General features: G+C 61.6%; 21 protein-coding genes. 7 read left to right on the top strand and 14 right to left on the bottom strand.

The features are described 5' to 3' along the window. Positions 1-111 precede the first annotated feature (111 nt). Positions 112-822 carry an SOS response-associated peptidase gene (locus BG57_RS21330; protein WP_035967818.1) on the bottom strand — a complete coding sequence of 237 codons (711 nt, stop codon included), beginning with the start codon at positions 820-822 and terminating at the stop codon, positions 112-114. A gap of 192 nt (positions 823-1,014) precedes the next feature. Here BG57_RS21330 and ku point away from each other — a divergent pair, with 192 nt between their 5' ends. Genes ku through BG57_RS21305 form a run of 5 tightly spaced genes read left to right on the top strand, consistent with a single transcriptional unit; the run spans position 1,015 to position 3,903 of the window. Continuing rightward, positions 1,015-1,965 carry a non-homologous end joining protein Ku gene (gene ku / locus BG57_RS21325; RefSeq protein WP_035967817.1) on the top strand — a complete coding sequence of 317 codons (951 nt, stop codon included), beginning with the start codon at positions 1,015-1,017 and terminating at the stop codon, positions 1,963-1,965. A gap of 1 nt (position 1,966) precedes the next feature. Continuing rightward, positions 1,967-2,794, top strand: a complete 828-nt coding sequence (locus BG57_RS21320) for a tetratricopeptide repeat protein (RefSeq protein ID WP_035967816.1) — start codon at positions 1,967-1,969, stop codon at positions 2,792-2,794. A gap of 56 nt (positions 2,795-2,850) precedes the next feature. Then, the gene (locus tag BG57_RS21315) at positions 2,851-3,060 is read left to right on the top strand and encodes a hypothetical protein (protein WP_035967815.1); all 210 of its coding nucleotides are present in this window, start codon (positions 2,851-2,853) and stop codon (positions 3,058-3,060) included. Between the two features lie 14 nt (positions 3,061-3,074). Beyond that, a complete protein-coding gene (locus BG57_RS21310) occupies positions 3,075-3,386 on the top strand; it encodes a DUF4148 domain-containing protein (RefSeq protein WP_035967813.1) in 312 nt (103 codons plus the stop codon). A gap of 4 nt (positions 3,387-3,390) precedes the next feature. Beyond that, positions 3,391-3,903 (top strand): hypothetical protein, encoded by a 513-nt coding sequence (locus BG57_RS21305; protein ID WP_035967812.1) that lies wholly within the window; start codon positions 3,391-3,393, stop codon positions 3,901-3,903. A gap of 333 nt (positions 3,904-4,236) precedes the next feature. Here BG57_RS21305 and BG57_RS34160 read toward each other — a convergent pair whose 3' ends face one another. The 5 genes from BG57_RS34160 to BG57_RS32670 form a co-directional block, all read right to left on the bottom strand. Then, positions 4,237-4,485 (bottom strand): DUF378 domain-containing protein, encoded by a 249-nt coding sequence (locus BG57_RS34160; RefSeq protein WP_035967811.1) that lies wholly within the window; start codon positions 4,483-4,485, stop codon positions 4,237-4,239. 1,173 nt (positions 4,486-5,658) lie between these two features. Continuing rightward, positions 5,659-7,560, bottom strand: a complete 1,902-nt coding sequence (gene ligD, locus BG57_RS21285) for a DNA ligase D (protein ID WP_081850959.1) — start codon at positions 7,558-7,560, stop codon at positions 5,659-5,661. Between the two features lie 42 nt (positions 7,561-7,602). Continuing rightward, positions 7,603-7,806, bottom strand: coding sequence for a hypothetical protein (locus BG57_RS21280; protein ID WP_035967808.1), 204 nt, complete (start codon positions 7,804-7,806; stop codon positions 7,603-7,605). A 51-nt stretch (positions 7,807-7,857) separates the two neighbouring features. After that, on the bottom strand, positions 7,858-8,073 hold the full coding sequence (locus BG57_RS21275) for a hypothetical protein (protein WP_035967844.1): 216 nt from the start codon (positions 8,071-8,073) through the stop codon (positions 7,858-7,860). Further along, complete coding sequence (locus tag BG57_RS32670) at positions 8,054-8,443, bottom strand: hypothetical protein (protein WP_152562661.1); 390 nt, start codon at positions 8,441-8,443, stop codon at positions 8,054-8,056. Before BG57_RS32670 ends, BG57_RS21275 begins: the two co-directional genes overlap by 20 nt. Positions 8,444-8,532: 89 nt before the next feature. On the opposite strand from BG57_RS32670, the gene BG57_RS21270 reads away from it, so the two are divergent. Both BG57_RS21270 and BG57_RS21260 read left to right on the top strand, forming a co-directional pair. Next, the gene (locus tag BG57_RS21270; RefSeq protein WP_075583177.1) at positions 8,533-9,948 is read left to right on the top strand and encodes a sensor domain-containing diguanylate cyclase; all 1,416 of its coding nucleotides are present in this window, start codon (positions 8,533-8,535) and stop codon (positions 9,946-9,948) included. A 447-nt stretch (positions 9,949-10,395) separates the two neighbouring features. Next, positions 10,396-10,653, top strand: coding sequence for a hypothetical protein (locus tag BG57_RS21260; protein ID WP_035967804.1), 258 nt, complete (start codon positions 10,396-10,398; stop codon positions 10,651-10,653). Positions 10,654-10,689: 36 nt separating this feature from the next. Here BG57_RS21260 and BG57_RS31255 read toward each other — a convergent pair whose 3' ends face one another. The 8 genes from BG57_RS31255 to BG57_RS21220 all read right to left on the bottom strand — a co-directional run bounded on the left by BG57_RS31255 (position 10,690) and on the right by BG57_RS21220 (position 19,237). Beyond that, positions 10,690-12,597, bottom strand: a complete 1,908-nt coding sequence (locus BG57_RS31255) for a hybrid sensor histidine kinase/response regulator (protein WP_160174741.1) — start codon at positions 12,595-12,597, stop codon at positions 10,690-10,692. Positions 12,598-12,730: 133 nt separating this feature from the next. After that, complete coding sequence (locus BG57_RS21250; protein ID WP_308743696.1) at positions 12,731-14,218, bottom strand: phosphoadenosine phosphosulfate reductase domain-containing protein; 1,488 nt, start codon at positions 14,216-14,218, stop codon at positions 12,731-12,733. A 12-nt stretch (positions 14,219-14,230) separates the two neighbouring features. Beyond that, on the bottom strand, positions 14,231-14,536 hold the full coding sequence (locus tag BG57_RS34245) for an adenine nucleotide alpha hydrolase family protein (RefSeq protein ID WP_308743695.1): 306 nt from the start codon (positions 14,534-14,536) through the stop codon (positions 14,231-14,233). A gap of 63 nt (positions 14,537-14,599) precedes the next feature. After that, positions 14,600-15,415 (bottom strand): hypothetical protein, encoded by an 816-nt coding sequence (locus tag BG57_RS21245; RefSeq protein WP_035967803.1) that lies wholly within the window; start codon positions 15,413-15,415, stop codon positions 14,600-14,602. After that, a complete protein-coding gene (locus BG57_RS21240) occupies positions 15,412-15,597 on the bottom strand; it encodes a hypothetical protein (RefSeq protein WP_035967801.1) in 186 nt (61 codons plus the stop codon). Before BG57_RS21240 ends, BG57_RS21245 begins: the two co-directional genes overlap by 4 nt. 91 nt (positions 15,598-15,688) lie before the next feature. Beyond that, positions 15,689-16,075 (bottom strand): hypothetical protein, encoded by a 387-nt coding sequence (locus BG57_RS21235; protein WP_035967799.1) that lies wholly within the window; start codon positions 16,073-16,075, stop codon positions 15,689-15,691. Positions 16,076-16,379: 304 nt separating this feature from the next. Then, positions 16,380-18,701: a sbcc family protein gene (locus BG57_RS21225; RefSeq protein ID WP_035967797.1), complete on the bottom strand. Its 2,322-nt coding sequence runs from the start codon at positions 18,699-18,701 to the stop codon at positions 16,380-16,382. Continuing rightward, positions 18,689-19,237: a hypothetical protein gene (locus BG57_RS21220; RefSeq protein WP_035967796.1), complete on the bottom strand. Its 549-nt coding sequence runs from the start codon at positions 19,235-19,237 to the stop codon at positions 18,689-18,691. The genes BG57_RS21225 and BG57_RS21220 overlap by 13 nt, the downstream gene beginning before the upstream one ends. Between the last annotated feature and the right edge of the window lie 132 nt (positions 19,238-19,369).

The following is a 19,369-nucleotide window of genomic DNA, read 5'->3' as shown; positions in this document are numbered from 1 at the left end:
GCGCGTCTCTCATCCGGATTGTCGCGCCACATTCCGACGGCAGATATGCCGCTCGATAGGTAGCCATCGCGTTTTCTCTCGTGTTTCAGACCCAGTATCTCCGGCCCTCGCTCAGCCCCCGTCGTCCGCAAGCAGGGACGCTTGAGCCAAATCAAGGTTGGGCGTTGCCTTCGGCTTAGCGCTGCGCGGCGGTAGTGGGAACGGCTCGGCGTGCATCGCCTCAACTGGATAAAGCTGCAGGAACGAGCGCGCTTCATCCGTGCTTTTACAAGACAGCCAGTCCTCATATTCCGTTGGCGGGATGATGACCAGCGACCTTTTCTCCGCTCCCGGCCTATGGAACCGCTTCATCAGCGGGTGATCGTCGGCGTTGACCGTCAGCATCGTCATCGACAGGCTCGTTGAGCCGTCGGCGGGATCTTTCCAAGCACGCCATAGCCCAGCTATAGCAAGCGGAGCGCCATCGGCCATCCCGATGCGCCAGCGCACTGCCTTGCCCGTCTCATAGTCCGGCTCGTAGAACCGGCGACATGGGATCAAAGCGAGTTGGAGCTTGTTCCACGCAGTGCGAAAACTTGTCTTCTGCCCGACCGACTCGGACCGCGCGTTCATAGTATCGAAGGCTTTGACGCCCTGCGGGATGAACTTGCGCGGGACCATGCCGAACGTCGCGGCGTCAGTCAAATACTCACCGTCGATCCGGCGGAAGATCGGCGCCGCATAGTCCTTGTAGATTTCGGGCTTGTAGTCGAAGTTCGGTACCGGGAACAGACTGAAGACGTCGAACGCGTCTTTCGGATTAGACTCGTAGCTCGTGCACACTGTTTTTGCCCTCCGTTGCTGAAAATATACACGGAGGCGGAGAGGTCCCCGCCTTCTCCGTCTTGCGACTCCGGTTGGGAGTGTGGCACTCGTTTTGCGCAGAATGACCGTTGGCCTTGCCGCGTGACCGTGTTGCGCCGCCAAGAGCGGCATCGACTGTGGCCGGCCAAATAACCTACGCGAGAGGTTCCTATGGCTGCCCGTTCTATCGCCTCGATGACGCTCAGTTTTGGACTCGTTTCCGTTCCGGTAAAGGTCTACACCGCGACGGAAAGCAAGTCAGGCGTGGGTTTCAACCTAATGCACAAAGAGTGCGGCACCCGGCTGAAACAGCAGTACGTCTGCCCTCACGATGGGAAGGTCGTCGAACGCGCCGACATGGTCAAGGGCTACGAATTCGAAAAAGAGAAGTACGTGATTTTTGAGAAGTCGGAACTGGAGGCGCTGGAAGCTAGCGCGAGCCACACGATCGACATTGTGTCGTTTGTCCCGACCGAGGCGATCGACCCGATCTATCTCGACAAGCCCTACTACCTCGCCCCCGACAAGCGCGGCGGAAAACCGTACCGGTTGCTGCAGGAAGCCATGAAAGACAGTGGCACCTGCGCGGTAGCTCGTTGGACGTGGAAGGGCAAGCAGCACATGGTGCAGGTGCGCGCCGGCAACGACGGCTTGATCCTCCAAACCTTGCTCTACGCCGACGAGGTCCGCTCGCAAGCGGATATCGGCATTGAAGAGACGGATATTCAGCCGACGGAATTACAACTCGCCGAGCAACTGATCGAGCAGCACCGCGTCGACAGCTACGACGCGGGCGCGTACAAGGACGAAGAAAAAGAGCGCATCCTAGCCGAGATCGACAAGAAGATCGCGGGCAACAAGATCACGGCGGCACCGGCCATCGAGCAGCCCGGCGCACAAGTCATCGACCTCGTAGAAGCCCTACGCGCCAGTCTAAAGAAAAAGCCCGCCGCAGCAGCGGAACCGACAGCGGCACCGCGTGCCGCACGGAAGACAGCCCGAACCGCCGCACAACCGCCGGAACCGGCGGAGGAAATGCCACCCCCGAAGCGCCGAGCGGTGCGCCGCGCGGCGACAGACGATCAACCAGCACCAGCGCGCAAGACCGGCACGAAGCGGTGATATGCACGACGACGGGTACAGCCTTCGCGAAGTGCAGCGCATGCTCGGCGTGTCGCGCAGCGTGGTCGAGCGGTTGATCGCTGCAGGCTTCGTTTCGCCGGCGAGCGGTGACAGACGAGAGCGGCGCTTTACCTTCCAGGACATCGTCATGCTGAGGACCGCGCATGCGTTGCGCGTGGCAGGCGTCTCCCCGATGAAGATCGTTCGCGCGCTCGATCATCTGCGGAAAAGCTGGGGCCGCGAAGGGTCGCTCACGGGCGTGCGGTTCGCGGCCGTCGGAGACCGGGTGGCGGTCCGGGACGAGGCGAGCCGCCAATGGGACGCGGAGACTGGCCAGTTGCTTCTCGATTTCGAGGAACAACAAGCATCGGGAAACGTCGCTTCTTTGCAAGCGCCGCGCGCGCAGCGGGCACGCGAAGAAGCCGTCGAACTCTTTCGCCGAGCGCGCGCACTTGAGGACGACGACCTCGACGCCGCTGAAGCGGCCTATCGAAAGGCGCTCGAACGAGCACCGGACTATACCGATGCCTCGTTGAACCTCGGCGGCGTCCTTGTGGATACCGAGCGATTCGACGACGCCATAGCGGTTTATCGGGACGCGCTGCGATACCGGGCAAACGACCCGGTGCTGCTGTTTAACATCGGGGTCGCGCTCGAAGATTCGGGCCACTTCCGCGAAGCACTGCAGTCATACGAGGCTTGCATCCAAAACGCTCCTGATTTCGCCGATGCTCACTTCAACGCCGCGCGCATCCACGAAGAACTTGGTGAGGCGACTAAGGCCATCCGCCACTTCAATGCGTACCGCTTGCTCCAGAGAAACTCATAGGCGCCGCGGAATATGTTTTGCTTCAGGGCGACTGGAACAACAACGAGGAGTCGAGAATGGCAGACCAGCACAAGCCCGGCGAGAAAGTTCAGACGTCGGGCATCTACAAGGTTGTGAAGGAAGGCGACGGCGGCTCCGGCTTCGAGGTGACGTGCGTCGAGGGCGAGCATTTCCCGCCGACCCGAAGCGGCAAGGGCGCTCACTACGAACTCGTCCATGCAGCCACGCATTCACACAAGCACAGCGAGCTTGGTAGCGGCGACTAAATAAATTTCGGATCATGGGCACAACGCGCAAACGCTGGCTGATCGCCTTCGCGGCGGCATCCCTGCTCGGCGGTTGCGCCGTCGGCGAGATGCCGCCGCCAGGCAGGTACCTGACTGACCGCGAGTGCCATGACCTGACTGCCCTGAGGACGAACGCAAGCCCCACGATGGCGGAGCACCAGTCAGAGTTAGCCGCGTTGCGGAAGGCCGGATATGACCCGTCGCCGTTTTGGGACGACCCCTACTATCCCGAAGATCTGCAATACGCGCAGCGCCTCGTCGACTACTGGTACCAGCACGAGTGCGTGCCAACACGAATTCCGTGAACCGGTGACCGACGACGAGCCGACCCAAACGACCCACGCGCGGCAACTGTCAATTGCGATCAGCAAGGCCCGCATCATCCCAGGCTCCCCAGGGAAGGTGACGTTCGTCTTGGAGAATCGATGCGACTGGGGTTTCGAGGTCGTCAGTAGCGCGTTTGAAATCAAGCGTACGTACATCGGTGCACGGCACGCGCTGCCGAAAGCGGGCTGGGGATACACCGTCACCGACACGGTGAAGCCCGGCACCATGCTGCCGGCGAGAAGCGAGCTCTGGACGACCTTTGCGGCGGACACCCGAACGACATTTCACGGAGACGTCCCAGCAAGCCCGCCGTCTGTGCTCGACCCACATTACTACTTCGCTGGGCGCCTGCTCTACCGGCGGTTCCGCGGTGAACTGATTGAAACCAGCATTTATCGCAGGCTCTCTTATCCCGAACTCGAGTGCTCAATTGTTGAGCCGAGCGATGCTGGACTAAATCAGGAAGGCGTCGTTGTGTTTTCCGCAACCGGATAGCTTGGACGTCTGGGGTGGCCAGCATCGGCGTGCTGCTACGTTACTGTATCGGGGACCCGTGCTGCTTTTTAGTGAGCATGCGTTTGCAGACGCCAAAGTGCTCTTGCGTCACCGCCTTCACAAACCAGATTGGATTGCTCGGGCGCGAGGCCAGTCGCAATGGCCCTCCCAACTGCGGGGCGCACACGCGGTCGTCGGCCATTGTTGTGCCGATCGTGATGTCGTAGGCCACTGCCAAAAAGACAAACTCGACAATGCGCGCCCGCGCCCCCAGTTTGTTGTCGACGTCCCGGTCAGGCACGCGCTAGACGGGGCGCCAACTAACGCATCTGGTCAGGATGCAAGCTGGTGTCCGCGGGAAGGCACAAATGCGCGAATCAGCATGTAGACCCCGGCGAGCCCCACGAGGACATACACGATCCTTGCGGCAACCGTGCCCGCCCCGAAGATTGCGGCGACCAGATCGAACTGAGCCGCACCGACAAGGCCCCAGTTCAACGCGCCGATGATGACCAGTGCGCCCGCAACCCAATCCACCGGAGTGCGTTTTACGACGGTGCCCTGCGAAGTTACTGTTGGCATGACTATGCTCCCTAATTGTCGGTTGCAACGATCGTCGCAATAACCTTGTAGGAGCAACGACTGTACCCTTGCGACAACCGATGCAATCTTGGGGCCGCCCTGCCATGGACAGCACGTCAGCTCACGTGACATTGTGGAGCGACATCAACAAACTTTGCTGCAACACCTCTGGACTGCCGGACTTCAACCACAACTACCTTTAGCGCTCTTTCCGGCCGAAAGAAGCGCGGCGCGACCGACTCTCGTCAATCCTACCGCGCGCTTTAACGCGTCAAAGCCAGTAGCCGCTGCGTGGTAGAAAGCAGGGTACGCCCTCACCTATTGGCTGTTTTGTGTCGAACCTGTCGCGCCGGTACCCTTGGCGCGGTGCGAGCCAGTACCCTTGTGCGTTGCACTACCGTTTGACCGGTTTGACGAGCCGTTTGTCATAGCGCCGGTGCCGGTGCCGTGGGTCATGCCGCCGGCGGCGCCTGCGTTACCGCCTGCCGCACCGCCCGGGTTGCCAGCACCACCACCGCCTGCGCCAGCGCCCATACCGGTCCCACCGCCGGCCCCTGCCGCCATCCCGCCGCCTGAGCTGTTGCCACCAGCGCCGCCACCACCTGCGCCGCCACCACCGGCCCCGCCACCCTGGGCGTATGCGCCCACCGACAGCGCCATCGCGAGCGCCGAAGCTAAAACTTTCGCGGTCATGCTTTTCATCGTTGCCTCCGATAACGATATCTTGCTAGCCCCCCGGCTCGCACCGACTCGGACGGTCTCGCATACGTCATGCCGTCGTCGCAAGCGTGTCATGTTGATCGTCTCTAATGCTGCGCGAACATCCGGGTGGCGCACCGGGACCAGCGTTTGCGATGAGCGCGCCCGGCGGGACAGAACGGCCTTATCGTCCCACGCGTGAAACGACAGACTGAGGAACAAAATGAATACAGCAGCGAAATGCATTGTGACGACGGCCCTTGCGTGGGGCCTTTCGACGGGCGCTCTCGCCCAAGGCAACGCCGGCGGCGTCCCCGGCGGCAATGGGGCGGGTCGAGGCGGTGTCGGCATCGCCACGCCCAACGGGAACGGCGAGACAGGCACGCCCGGTGGGCCGACCGGCAAGCACTCGACGCTCCCTGTTAAGCGTCACCACAAGACCAAGAAGCAAAGCTAGGTCTCGGTCCGCGGGCGTTATCGCATGCCGACCGCCCTTCGCATCGCCACGGTGATGCCTTGCCGCGTCCGGTGAAATCCGTCCCAGGGATCGCTACGCAGCGAATGCATGCGCTGTGCGGCCGATTTGATCGTCCACTGATCGGCGCGGCCAATATCGCTCAACTCGTCCCACGCGATAGGCATCGATACGCCCATGCCCGAGCGGGCGCGCGCCGAGAACACGGCGACCGTGCTCGCGCCTTTACTGTTGCGCAGGTAGTCGATAAAGATCTTCTTCACCCGGTTCTTGGGTCCGAGGACCGCTGAGAAGCGCTCGGGCATCAGTCTCGCCATGTAACGCGCGACTGCGTGGGAGAAGTCTTTCACTTCATCCCACTGCTGACGCCGCGTGAGCGGCACAACGATGTGGAAGCCCTTGCCGCCGCTCGTCTTGATGAAGCTTTTGAGTCCGATCTCGTCTAGCAACACCTTCGACAGCGTCGCCGCATCGAGCATCATCTGCCATGACAGCTCCGGGTCTGGATCGAGGTCAAGGATAAAGCGATCGGGGTGATCCAGGTCCGGCTGAACAGCGTTCCAACTATGCAGCTCGACCACGTTCATCTGTGCGAGACCGATGAGCGCTTCGTGATGGTCGACGACCAGCAGCGGCGGGTGGCCGGGGTGGATCTCGGATGGCAGTCGTGTGATCCCCGGAATCTTCGAACGCTCCTCGTGCTTCTGGAAGAACAACTCCCCGTGAATGCCTTCGGGTGCGCGTACCAGCGACACAGGCCGATCCTTTAGGTAAGGCAACGCGAACTCGGCGATCTCGTCGTAGTAGCGAAGAAGGTCGATTTTCTTCATGCGCGTGACGTCATCGATGATGCGCTCGGCGTTGGAGACTTTCACACCTGAGATAACGAGCGTTCCCGCGCGGCCGGGCGACACGCGCGTCGTTCCTGTCGCCTGAGGCAAGCTCTCTGGTTCATCCACGTCGACGACCGCCTCTTCCGTCACGGCCGCGGCGGGCTTGTCGTCCCGCATGCCTTGAAACACGGGATGACGAACCTCGCCGGCAGGCGTCCATTCGAGAAACGACGCTTCAACGACGAGTTCGGGCTCCAGCCACACGAAGTCGCGATCCTTCTCGCGTGGAGGCGGGTTGTAAAAAGGCGGCTTATGGCGAATCAGCGCAACCGCTTTCTTCTCGAGTTCAGCAAGCGGGCGCGGTCTAAGTTCCGCCTTCACGGTGCCGGCGAACCGCAGGCTGCCGTCTCGCTCGTGTACACCGAGCATGAGCGACCGCATCCCGCTTTTCGCGCCCGCCACTCTCGTGTATCCGCCGACGACAAATTCCTGGCGTTGCAGGCACTTGAGTTTTATCCAATCCGTTGACCGGCCAGAGCGGTACGGCGCATCGGCGCGTTTGCCGATAATGCCCTCGAGCCGCATGCGGCACGCGGATGCGAGCAGCGAATCTGGGTCCTCCGTGAAAGATTCGCTAAAGCGGATGCGCTCGCTAGACGTCTGGCTGATCAACTCGCCAAGCAACTCTCTGCGCTGCGAGAGCGGGACTTCCCGCAAATCACGCCCGTTAAGAAAGGGGAGATCGAACGCGAAAAAGGTCAGTCGCGCGGTGCTGCGACGGTCGAACGCATTCTGCAATGCGTTGAAGTCGGGTACACCGCTCTCGGTGAGCACGACCACCTCGCCGTCGAGCCACGCGTTGTCGACCGGCATTTCGTCGATAGCGGACGCCAGCGTGCGCATCTTCTCAGTCCAGTCGTGGCCACCGCGCGTGATGAGCTTCGCTTTGCCATGTTCGACTCGGCACATCAGGCGGTAGCCGTCGAACTTGATCTCGTAGAGCCAGTCGCCGCGCACGGGCGGGCGTCGTGCAAGCGTCGCGAGTTGCGGAGCGATGGCGTCGGGCAATGACTCACCCGCCGTCTGACGACTTGAGCGCGCGCGACGCATTCATGCCCCCGACGGGTCATCGATCACGCGAACGTGGGCCGTCGGATACATGTCCGCGGCAAGTCGCAGCGCATCCTGTTTATGCGCGACGATGGTTACAAACACACCGTCTGGGCGCGCGGCATCGGGAACCTCGAGACGCCACCCAGCATCGTTGTCTGGTCGGACGACCACTTCGTCCACCGGCTTGTCGCTGAGGGTCATGGCGCTCGGCCTTGCAGATCAGCCAGCGCTCGCTCAACAGCAAGGTGGCAGTTAGGAGTTTTCATCGAGCCACGCCTTCGCCCATGCGATCGCCCTTTCGTGCGCCGCCCGTTCCGTATCGAAATAGCCGATGTCCGAGAAGTGGAAGATCTGACCATTGTCCTCGTCTTCCCAAGGCGGCCGCTCTACCTCGCACCACGAATGCCAATGATGTCCAATTCGCTTGGGCCGAGAGTCGATCGTCCACTCACGGTGCTCGACCTTCATGGTGGCGTCGTCTTCTTCCTGCTTGCTGTACGGGAGCGTCATTGTCATCCGTGTAGGTGTTCCCAATCAGATTGTCGTAATCGCTCTCACCGGCGCTCACGATCGCGCGCAGCATCTTGGTGAGCGCATCGTCGGGGGGCTTGCCTTCTAGAATCACCCGGGCCGTGCGCAGCGAAATCGAATGGCTCTTCGGCAAACCCGTGCCGTCGGCTGTCTCAAAGCAAAACCGATGGAGTTCTCCCGCCGAGCCGGCCGGCGCATTCTCATGCGAGACGATCGTCACTTTCATGGCATTAAAGATCAGTACCATTGCCTGCTCACGAAGAGCAATCATTGCGCCAAAGCGGGCACGACTGCGTGCACCGCTCAAGAATATCGCGCTGTCGCCGTAAGAACGTAAGCTTCCGAATCTATAGCAAGGGCTGCAGACCACCGGTCGCATTCACGTCCCTTCTCTTCATGCAGACAACCCTCATCCACCTGCCGTCGACACCGCGGCATCAAGTCATTGCCGCGATCGTGGCCGTGCTCTCGATTGCTGCGGCCGTGCTCGTCTGGCCGTACGCCAAAGACCCGGGACCCGTCATCGCGCCGTTTCTGCCGGTGTTCGCAACGTGGGTCACGTTGACCGAAGGCCTGACGGCCCTGCTGCTGTGGACTCAATATGCGGTCTCGGGCAGGCTCCTGTTCGCAGCGCTCAGCGGCGCGTACGCGTTCACTAGTGTGATCGCCGGCATCCAGTTGCTCGTCTTTCCGGGCGTGTTCTCGCCTGCCGGGCTGCTTGGCGCGGGTCCGCAAACGGCGGTATGGATATGGGTGTTCTGGCACGGCGGCTTTCCCGCGCTAGTGACCGCATCCTTACTTGCCCGCAGCGTTCCATTAAACTTGGGTAGACGCGCTAAGGGACGCTTCGCCGTCATTGGGGCCGTCGCCCTCGCAGTGGCGTTATGTGCGCTCGCCACCGCCGGGCAGTCGCACCTCCCGCCGGTTGTCGCTCAATCCGGCTCGTACACTCAGTTGTCGAGCAGCCCCGCAGCGATCATTGTCGAAGCGCTCTGCTTAGCGGCGCTTGGGCTCCATGTATCGACGACCCGTCTGCGCTCGTTGATGGACTTATGGCTCGCCGTCGCCCTTCTCAGTGCGCTCATCGACGTGACGCTCACGCTCTCCGCAGGTGCCCGCTATAGCGTGGGATGGTATGCAGCGCGGGTAGCCTCGATGGTGTCATCCAGCGCCGTGCTGGGCATGCTGATTTACGAGACGACCGGCCTCTACCGGCGACTGTCCGAGGCGCACCGCACGCTGATTGAGACGGCCGCACGCGACGGCCTCACGGGCGTGTTTAACCGCGCCTACTTCGACGACCGATTTCCGCGCGATTTCGTGTTCGCTTCTGCCAGCGGCCAGCCGCTTTGCGTGTTGCTGATCGACGTGGATCACTTCAAGCAGTACAACGACACGTTCGGCCACCTTGCCGGTGACGACTGCTTGAGACAAGTCGCAGGTGCGCTCTCAAAGGCGTTGCGCCGGCAAAGCGACTTTGTTGCGCGCTACGGCGGCGAAGAGTTCGTTGTGGTGTTGCCCGCCTGCGAAGCGGCGGCAGGACTGCGCGTTGGGGAGTCCCTCAGGTCGGCAGTCGAGCAACTCGGAATCCCGTCGGCCGCTTCGAGCGGCGCGCCGGTCACCGTCTCAGTCGGTCTCGCCTGCACATTCCCGACTCCGCCCGGGTCGGCGCCCGCGCTGTTAGGCCTTGCAGACGTTGCGCTGTATCGGGCAAAGGCACGCGGCCGCAACCGGGTGGTCGATGCCGCAGAGCTTGCCGACCACGAGACGATGGCAAAGACTGGCACCGCCAAACATCGTTTCGGTCACTAGGCCCTAGAGCGGTGCCTCACACGAGGCACTGCAATCCGCATCGGCCAGTCCGGCATCGGCGGCTCCCGATGGTCGACTTCCGCCATCCCATACGCAAGTGCGTACTGCCGCGCCGATAGCGCGCACGGGAATTGGCCGAGCGCGCCGCTTGCCCGGCTTTCTCCATCGGGTGGCGCTACGATCACCATCGCAGTGTAGGAATCGCCCTCATCCACCACGATGGGCGTCAGGGCCCATCCGTTATAGCGCACGTCAAAGTCAGCTTCCATTGCTGCATCTCTCAGTTTCTAAGTCCTTGTTTCCTAAATGCTAGTCGAATGGCGAAGTAAATAATACCCCTCCTTAAGGCGGGTAAGTAATTTCTTCATACACATGGTCACGCCGGTTTTCTGCGCGGTAGGGAACGTCTCGTGCTCAATCAAGTGCTTTCGCGCAACGGAGAAAGCAATGAACCCGATCTTTGATGAAAAGACGCGCGATGGAGAAATCGCGAGGGCGCTGAACGCGGCTCTGCACGCTTTGAGCGTTCATTCCGGCGCAATCGTGCTGCTCGGCGACAGCGAACCGGTGATGCTGAATTTCTCTTACGAGACGGCAGCTATCCTGCGCGCCATGGAACTGCTTGGCGTGAAGCCCGGGGAAACGCTGCCTGCGCCGAATTTCGTCGATCACAATCTCCGAAACAAAAACGTCCCGGGGTTTTAGGCCCCAGGACGTGCGAATAAACCCCGCGGTTTGCGGTTAGGCTGATGCGACCGCACCTTCAATCGCTTGGCTGAGCTGGCCCACGTCGACAGGTTTGGTGAAGTGGAAGTCAAATCCGGCGTCTGCGGTGCGCGCCCGGTCTTGAGGCTGGCCCCAGCCGGTAATGGCGACGAGCGTGACATCTTTCATAGAAGGCGTCGCCCGGATATGGCGAGCCACGTCCAATCCGCTCATTCCCGGCAGACCGAGATCAAGCAGAATCACCTCGGGGCTGTACCGGCTAAGGATCTCCACTGCCTCCTCGCCTGAATAGACGGTGCGGACTTCGTGGCCCTCCAATTCGAGGAGCGCCGTCATTGCATCAGCGGCATCGACATTGTCATCAACGACTAGAATGCGGCGCGTCTTAATCGACGATGGGATTGCAAGCGCATCGCGCGTCGGCATCTCCGGTGGCACTACCCTGCAATTTGCCGGCAGATGAATGGAGAAACAGCTCCCTTTATCTTTTCCGGCGCTTGATGCCGTTAGACGGCCTCCGTGCAGTTCGATCAGTGATTTCGACAGCGCCAGTCCAATGCCCAGACCCCCTTGCCGATGATGATCCGGGTTCACTTGCGAGAACATCGAGAAGATCGCCGACAACTTGTCCGGCTCAATGCCAATGCCGTTATCCCCAACTGACAAAACGATCTCCGCCTCGTCAGCTGTCGCCGTCAGTTCGATGTGCCCGCCCGGTTGAGTGTATTTCGCCGCGTTGGTGAGAAGGTTGGCGATCACCTGCGAGAGCCGTAGGCGGTCTGCCTCAAGATGGACGGGCCGCGCGGGAAGCTTGACGACGAGCTCATGGCCCTTGCCGTCAAGCATCGGCCTCGCGGTTTCGACCGCATCGTCGATGGCCTCCTTCAGCGCCACCGCTTCCTTGCGCAGCGACAGCGCCCCGCGCGTGATGCGCGAGACGTCCAGTAGGTCATCCAGTAGAAGTGCCATTGCTGCCGACTGCCGGCGCAGCAACGTGGTGCACCACTTTCTGCGTCCATCCGTCAGCCCAGGTTGTTCGAGTATTTCCGCGACTTGCCGGATGGGCGCGAGCGGATTGCGCAGTTCATGGGCGAGCGTCGCGAGAAACTCATCTTTTCGGCGGTCAGCCTCTGCCAGCGCCTGCTCGGCGCGCACGCGGGCAGTCACGTCGCCAAACCAGGCGACGACCGACCCATCGAGCGACGCAGCGACGACGTGAAACCACTGCTCGCCGTTGCCTCCTTGAACGCGCACGTCGAAGGCGTCGCGTCCGTGCCGTTGCGCCGCAAGGGGCGCAAGTCGCTCGAGCAAGATATCGGCATCCCAGCCGGCCGGGCGGACATAGGAAGTCGAACTGCCGATCACGACCCCTGAGCCTTCGTTGAATAACTGCGCGGCCGCCTCGTTCAGGTAGTCCCAACGAAGCTCTGTCACTTGGCCATCGCGCACCACCGGGGTCACGATGAAAAAGGGCACGCCGGCGCTATTCAACGCTACGTCGAACCGGTGGCGAGCGTCGCGCTCGACTTGTAGAAGGTGATCCGCTGCATCGCGCGTCGCCGCTTCTGCTCTCCCTGCCCGCCTTGCCACCTTCGCCAGTTGCTGTCCTGTCACCAGCAGAAGAGTGCCGACGACCGTGTACGCGAGCAGCACGGCACGGTCCTCCGATTGCGGAACAGCCAGGGTGCCAAATGGCGGCATCCAGAGGGCGCCGAAGAAAATACCGCTGAGCAAAAGCAAAAAGCCAGAAGGGGCGCCAAAGAGCACCGTGATAAATGGAAGAGACGCACTGATAAGCAAAAACGTCAGGCGGCCATGAGCGAACGTTGTGAGCGCCTGTTGAGCCAGAAGTACGACGGCTGTCGCGGCGACACCAAGCAGCAGCCGCTTTATCGGTGAAAACTGGCTGATCCTAACGATCATAGCGATGCCCCTTGTCGACAACGGGGCTTCCCTTGCATTATGCATTCCTCCTACTGCTCGAAATGCGAACTTTCTTATCAAAAAAAAAGTCCCAGGGTTTGAGCCTCGGGACGTGTTCGAAAAGCAACGGCCGCTAGGCGGCTTCAGCAAAAAGGCTTAGCTGCGTAGGGTCATATCTCAACAGCGCGTCGTGTTCCTCGTCACCGATCGCGTTCGCGATCAGATGCGCGTCGAGCCCCGCCGGTGTGAGGTTCAACCGCTGAGCGAGTCGCGAAAAGTATTGCCCGCGCTTGGCCATGTCCTGATACCGCTGCGCCATGCCGGTCGGCAGTTTCACGATGCCTTCGTTCAGCCAGAAATGCGCTGAGTCGATTGCGTCGCGATGCTGCGTGTCCAACATGAAAGCAGTGTCATACGTGCACGTCACGAAGGCGCAGGCGGCTTCCGCATCCACCTCAAACTGCGAAGCTTCTTCGAAATACACCGTCTGTTCGCCACCGGTCGTCCTCGCATACCGCCCGGGCCGGCCGGGATGCCGATACGGATTCCACTGCTCTGCGTCGAACGAGCGCAGCCCGAGAGACGGTGCTTCCCGGTCGTACTGCCCGACCGGATACCAGCCGTGCAGGACGATGTCGGTCTTCGGCAAGCCGTCGAGCTTCGGAACCGGATACCGACGCCCAAGCACGTTCACGTCATGCCAGACCGCCAGCGCCGGAAACGCATGCGGCGCGTAGTGATGCATCGACAGAAAGAAGTCGATGGCCACCAACTGCTGCGGCGTCACGAACTCGAACTGCGGCTCACACAACGCCCGGTTTTCTTCCGTATCGGGAATTAAACCAGTCACCAGCGCCCCCGAGTGCTCTTCGGCGCGGTCGCGTTCGGCCGCGTCAATACTGCAGAGCTTTTTCAGAAGATCGACGCGCGTCAGGTAGCTGTACGTGTCTGCCTGGATGCGCGTGTAACCGGCGTCACTCAACGACCGGCCCACCAACTCTCGCCGCGACATGTCCCACTGGATCGCAAGCAGATAGTTGCGGAAGTCGTTCAGGGGTCGAAGATGCCCGTATTGCTCATCCTCGATCATGGCCTCGAGCGACTTGTCGCGATCACCGGCGACGCAACAGAAGGAGCACCCAAAACGCGAGCCGCACGCGGCGCGAGCACCCGATTCGCCCACCACGACACCGCACGTTCCACCGTTTCCTGCCCGGTAGATCTCGGACAGGCGGTGAATCGTGCCGGGCATCAATGGCGATCGGAAAGTCAGGTCCTGCGCATCGGCCAGCAGCGCGAGCATCGTCCACACATCATCGGACGTCCATTCGCTTAGCGGGCTGAGGGTCAGCGCCCCGGTTCTGCTTCGGACCGCAACCTCGGCGCTGTCGCGTCGCTCGGTCATGGCGACCGCACGGGAGGCACTTTCATCCCTGCGCAGACCGAGCACCGTTATGACTTCGCGGGCACCGTCATCTGCCGCCCGGCGTTCAAGCAACGTTCGAAGACGGCCGCCCGGCCGTACCTTCCACTCGTCGGCGCACGCTCTCGTCCTTCTACCGTCGCGCACGCCATTCTCAGGCGTGCGTACCAAAGTGCCGCGCCCTATCGTCGAGACCACGAACTGGCTCGCCTACGAAGGCGCCGTCACGTGGACTTGCACCGGCAAAGCCGACGCTTCGATATACAACTGCAACTCGTCCAGCACGGAGTGCAGGAAGTTTGCGATCGTTGGGTTCTCGATGGTCGTGTCGGCCGACTGAACGTGGTGCGTGATCGTCGTGCCGCCGGCACGGCGAATCGCCTCCACCATCAGCACCAAAGCGCACGTGCTGTCCTTGCCGCCCGAGTAGGCGCAGCTCAGGCTATGCCCGAGTTCGATGTATCGCTGCATAACGCTGATAGCAGCTTCCATCTTCGAGAGAATTTCCTGTTCCATCTTTTCGCTCCAAAACAAATAGGAGCGACCCTTTCGGGATGCGCTCCCGAAAGGGTTAATGGTTTAAATCAAAAGGTCAGCCGTCGCTCTTTGCGCCTCTTCGAGGCCATCGTGCGCAGCCGCAAACATGTCGCCCTGCCGCGTCGCGCGGTCCAGGCGCGGCAGCGTCTTCGCATACCGGCTCACACTGGTACCGTCGAAACTGTCCGCACCGGCGGCCGCGCAGATGCGGATTCGCCGCGCCGAGTTCACGCGACCAACGTGCAAGTAGCAGTGACGCCGTCGCGCGAGGGACCCCCACACGTGCGCGGTCAGCTCTTTCCACTCTGTCGAACCGCCGATAAAAATGCCAACGGCAGGCGACAGAAGCGAGGCGAGGTCATCGACCTGCATACCGTTCTGAACTGCGATCAGCATCCGGCACGGCATCCCGCGAAGTCGTTCGAGCCACTTCAGCGAATAGTCGAGCGAGGCCATGCCACCCATGACGATGTCCGGAAGGACGAGCCAATCGGCCCGCTCGCCAAGCCGTTCGACAGCAACAGAAAACGCGTGCTCGTCGAAGGGCTGGCCCTGCTGGTAAGCGGTCCAAGCGCCGTTATCCAACGCGTAGCGATCGAAGCCCTCAGTACGCAACTCGCCCTTTGCCGAGACCAACAAGCGCCAGTCGGCGCCCTTCAGTGCGGCCAGGTTGCGGCGTGCGCCTGTGCGACTGGCGTAACCGACGAGCGGCTGCCGATGCATGGCGATCCGCTCCTCAATTTCCGGGTCATCGTCAGCAGATCCATCGACTCCGTAGTACTCGGCGTACGCCATGAAGGATTGCGCGTAGCCGGTCTTCTGGCCGCTGGCGTATAGCTCCAGCCAGGGCGGCGTCATTGGCGCACCGCGTTTTGAGGTTGCACTCTCCCGCCGATGATCAGAAACACCTTCGTATCGACGTTGCGGACCCAGGGGCGAACTTCACCCGCGTGCGTCGCGGTCCCGGCAATGTAGCGGATAGCCGCTTCGAGGTTGGGGAACTGCTCGGGCGCTGCGCCGAGCTTGGCTGCTTCAAACATAAAACACTCCACACAAAGAACGCGGAGCGACCCCGGCGGGCCGCTTGCCCGCAAGGGTCGAGAAAAAGAAATTGAACAGCGTTTGTGCCGCTTACTCGATCAGCTTGACGCTCTGCCACCAGCGACCGCCCGAGGGCAGCCCTCTGACAAACGAGATTGCCTGCGCCTCGTCGCGCGTGAGCTCGATCACCCCGCCCTTCAAGATGGCCGTCTGTAGATAGACGACATTCGCGCGGGCAAGCGCGCCGTGCTGCTCGGCGATGGCGGTCAGGGTTTCGACGGCATCTAGCAGTTCGGCATGAAACTGCTTAGCGTCAGCGGCCAGACGAAGTGAAACGTCGGCATCGCCGATCGCGCCCAACACCGCATCGCACTGGGCTTGCGGGTCGTCAGGCCCGTACTGCGCGGGCTTGATCCAGTTTCGGATCACCATGTCGTTAAGAACGTCGTCGACGAAATCAGTGCAGGAATAGGTCATGGAAGGCTCCAGTTAAGAAGTAAAAGAAGAAGAGCCGTTGTCAGATGCGACGCAAACGGCCGGTATCGAACGCAGCCGCACGACGCAGGGTCGGCGGACGGCGCGGCTGCGACGGAGCAGTAGCCGGTGCAGCTTGCTGCGCAGGCGGCTGGTGAGGCGCCGCATTCGAGTGAGACGGACTGCCGGCTGCCGCGAGCAGCAGCATCAAAAGGTTTGCCATAGTGGGAACAGCGCCGAAGGGCGCGAGAAAGAAGGGAAAAGGGAGCGCCCTTGTGGGCAACTCCCCACAAGGGTTAAAAAGAGATCAGGCGGCAAGCGCCTGTACGTCGATGACTGCGTCGGCCTCTGCAACAAGGTCGGGCGTCTGCGAGATGAAGAACTCCCGCTGATACCCACCTTGGCGCAGCACCTCGCGCTTCATGCGCATGAACTGCACTTTCCGTTCGGGATCAAGCGGGCCGTCTGACTCGTCGCTGAACAAGGTCTGATACGGCTGACCGGTGTTCTGCGCGAGATAGAGCGCGATGCCCCGCGTGAGGCACTCGTTGATCCAGACCTTCTGACCGCCGGACATAACGGAGACCGACTTGCTGCTGTCGGACTCGGCATCGTGAACGAGGATCTCGAAGCCCTCACGCAGTTCACCGCTCGCAAGCGTGCGCTGCGTGCGGATCTCCACCGTGAAGCGCATCCCGTAGCAAGCGAGCAGCAGCTCGTTGACGGTATGCGTCAGCGCCGGACCCGCGTCATCAATCGTCAACGCGATCACGCCGTCGTTGCCCAAGCCCTTAGCCAGCAGCTTCCATTGCGCGATCTCGTCGGAGAGGCGATCGGCACGCGACTGCGTGGCCGAGAACTTCGCCAACTCCAACGCCAACGCTTCCGCTTCGGCCTGCAATACACTTTGCGCGCGGATCGACTGCTCGATTCGACCATCCAGTGCGGCGATGGTCTCCCGGTTCGCTGCAATGTCACGGTCCAGCTTCGCAATGGCGGCTGTCACATCGACGGCGGCCAGTCGCCCGACTTCCTCGGTAATGCGAGCAAGCTCCGCTTCTATACGCGTCTTCTCAGACTGGTACTTTGCGGTACGTGCGGCACTTTCCTCGGCGATCGAACGCAACTCAGCTTGCGCCGCTTCGAGTCCCGATACGGCGGCATCCAGCAACGGCTTCGTCGCAGCAAGCTCAGCCGCCGCCTGCAGTGCACGCCGAAGCTGCGCGGCCGCATCGGTGATGGCCAGCATCTCGACACGCTTCGCCGCCAACTCAGCAGGCACGAGCGCCAAGGCTTCGGCCTGCGCTTTCTTCTCGCGATACTCCGCGCGAAGATTCGCCACCGAAACACGCTGCACTTCCGCTTGCTCTTTTGCTTGAAAGGCTTGCGCGAGCAGTGGACATTGGGCATGCATTGAATGACCGACGCACGGCACCTGCTCCGCCACCGAAGCCTGCTTGCTCAACGTATCGAAGTGCGCGGCTTTCGTCGCGCCTTGGCTCATCAAGCTAGTAAGCGTCGCATCGAGCGTGGTCAGCGTCGCGCGTTTGACCTCCAAATCGGCGATGTCGCGCTGCAGGGGAGCGAACCTCGCTTCCTCGCGCGCAATCGCCAACTCGGCCTCCTCGCGCTTCGCCGCCGCACCGAGGATCGCCTCGCGGCGAGCCAGCGTTGCTTGGTGCGTGGCCACGGTTCGACTCAGCACCGAAACGCGCTGCTGACAGCGAACCGCTGCCGCTTGCTCGTCGTCGGCCGCGCTTTTCAGGGCACGCCCCAACTCGTCGCGGCGCACGCCCAGCTCTCGCAGGCGTGCTTCGGTTGTTGCTGATTCGCTTTGCTTGGCCGCAAGGGTCGCCCGCTCTTGAGTCAGCTTGCTCGCCTGCTCCAGCGAGGCGTCGCGTTGCTCCCGAGCGGCACGCAAGGTGTTGCCCTGCGCGACGATCGACTGCTCAGCGTCTGCTTTACGTTGCCGCTTTCCGGCGAGCGCACCAAGCTCAGACTGGATGCCTTCGAGCGACTTGCCGAGCACCTTCGCGACCTCACCGGCTCTCGCCGACAATGCTTTCAGGTGGTCGATGCCAAGAAGTTCAGCCAGCAGCGTCTTGATCTCGCCCGCACCGAAGGACGCGAGCGGCCGTCGGTTCTGAGCAGAGAACACGCTCGTGAAGAACGTCTCCAACGAACCGTTGATCGCCTCGACACAGCGGTTATACGACTCTGCCTTGCCGTCCGACACGGTCCCGTCGGGCAAAGAGACCGGGCGCCACGTACCGTCGACGCCGCGATAGGCAAGGTAGTACTCCGCCTTGCCTGTCTTGCCGGGCTTGCGGAAGGTGAGGGACGAGCGATAGCGGATGCCGTCGTGCTCCCATTCGAGTTCCTTCAACGCGCTGGTGCCACAGATGTGATCCCAGTACGAAAAGGCGTCGACCGACAGCTTCGACGCGCGCGACGGCATGATCGGATACGGGTGCAAGTTGTCCATGATCGTTGTCTTGCCCGCCCCGTTAGGGCCGGTCAAGGCGATCAGGCCATCCGGCAACGTCTCCAGATCGAGCGTCACGCTGTCGCGTTTCATGCCATCGCGCACGCCAACGAAGCCTTCAAGTGTCAGTTTCAGAGGCCGCATGACAGATCCTCCGGCGCGCTCATCGAGGCCGACATAGCAGCCATCTGCGAATAGAACGCGTCGTCGTCCTCGTTGGGAAACGGCTCATTCATCACGACGGACACCACAGACTGCACCGCCGCTTTGGGCGCTTGAAGTGTTCCGTCTAGGGCGGCCGCGACGTTGTCGCAGACTTTGCCGAACTCGCGACGCGCGTTCGTCAGAAGCTCCGACCAGCCGCTATACCCGGTGAGGCTATGGATCTCCGCAGCAGACCACTGACTTGCATACCCTTCCTGATACGACCAGAGAAGGTGCTGCATTTCGACCGTGGGCGTGACTGCAACTTCGCACGCGCCGGGCGTCGTGGCGACCAGCAACAGCGTCTGACCGAACTGCGCCAGTACAGCGCCGCGGTGTTGACCGAACGGCTGATGTTGGATCGCAGCGGTAAAGGCCGCCAGATCGACCAACGACTTTTGAAGATCACGCGATGAGCAGTCGCCCAGCGCAAAGGTGCGAACCCAATTCGGGCCGGCGGGATAAAGACCAAACATGATGCACTCCGTTATGGTGGGCGGAGTGCGGCCCCGGTAGGGATCGCTCCCCGCCAGGGTTAAAGAAAAAATGAACTGCTAGAGAAAGGTCCTGCCACTACGAATCGATGCGTCAAAGACGCGGTGAAACCT

Source organism: Caballeronia grimmiae (genome assembly GCF_000698555.1).
Taxonomy (GTDB): domain Bacteria; phylum Pseudomonadota; class Gammaproteobacteria; order Burkholderiales; family Burkholderiaceae; genus Caballeronia; species Caballeronia grimmiae.
Note: the sequence above shows the minus strand (reverse complement) of the source record. Positions and strands in the feature narration are given on the sequence as shown.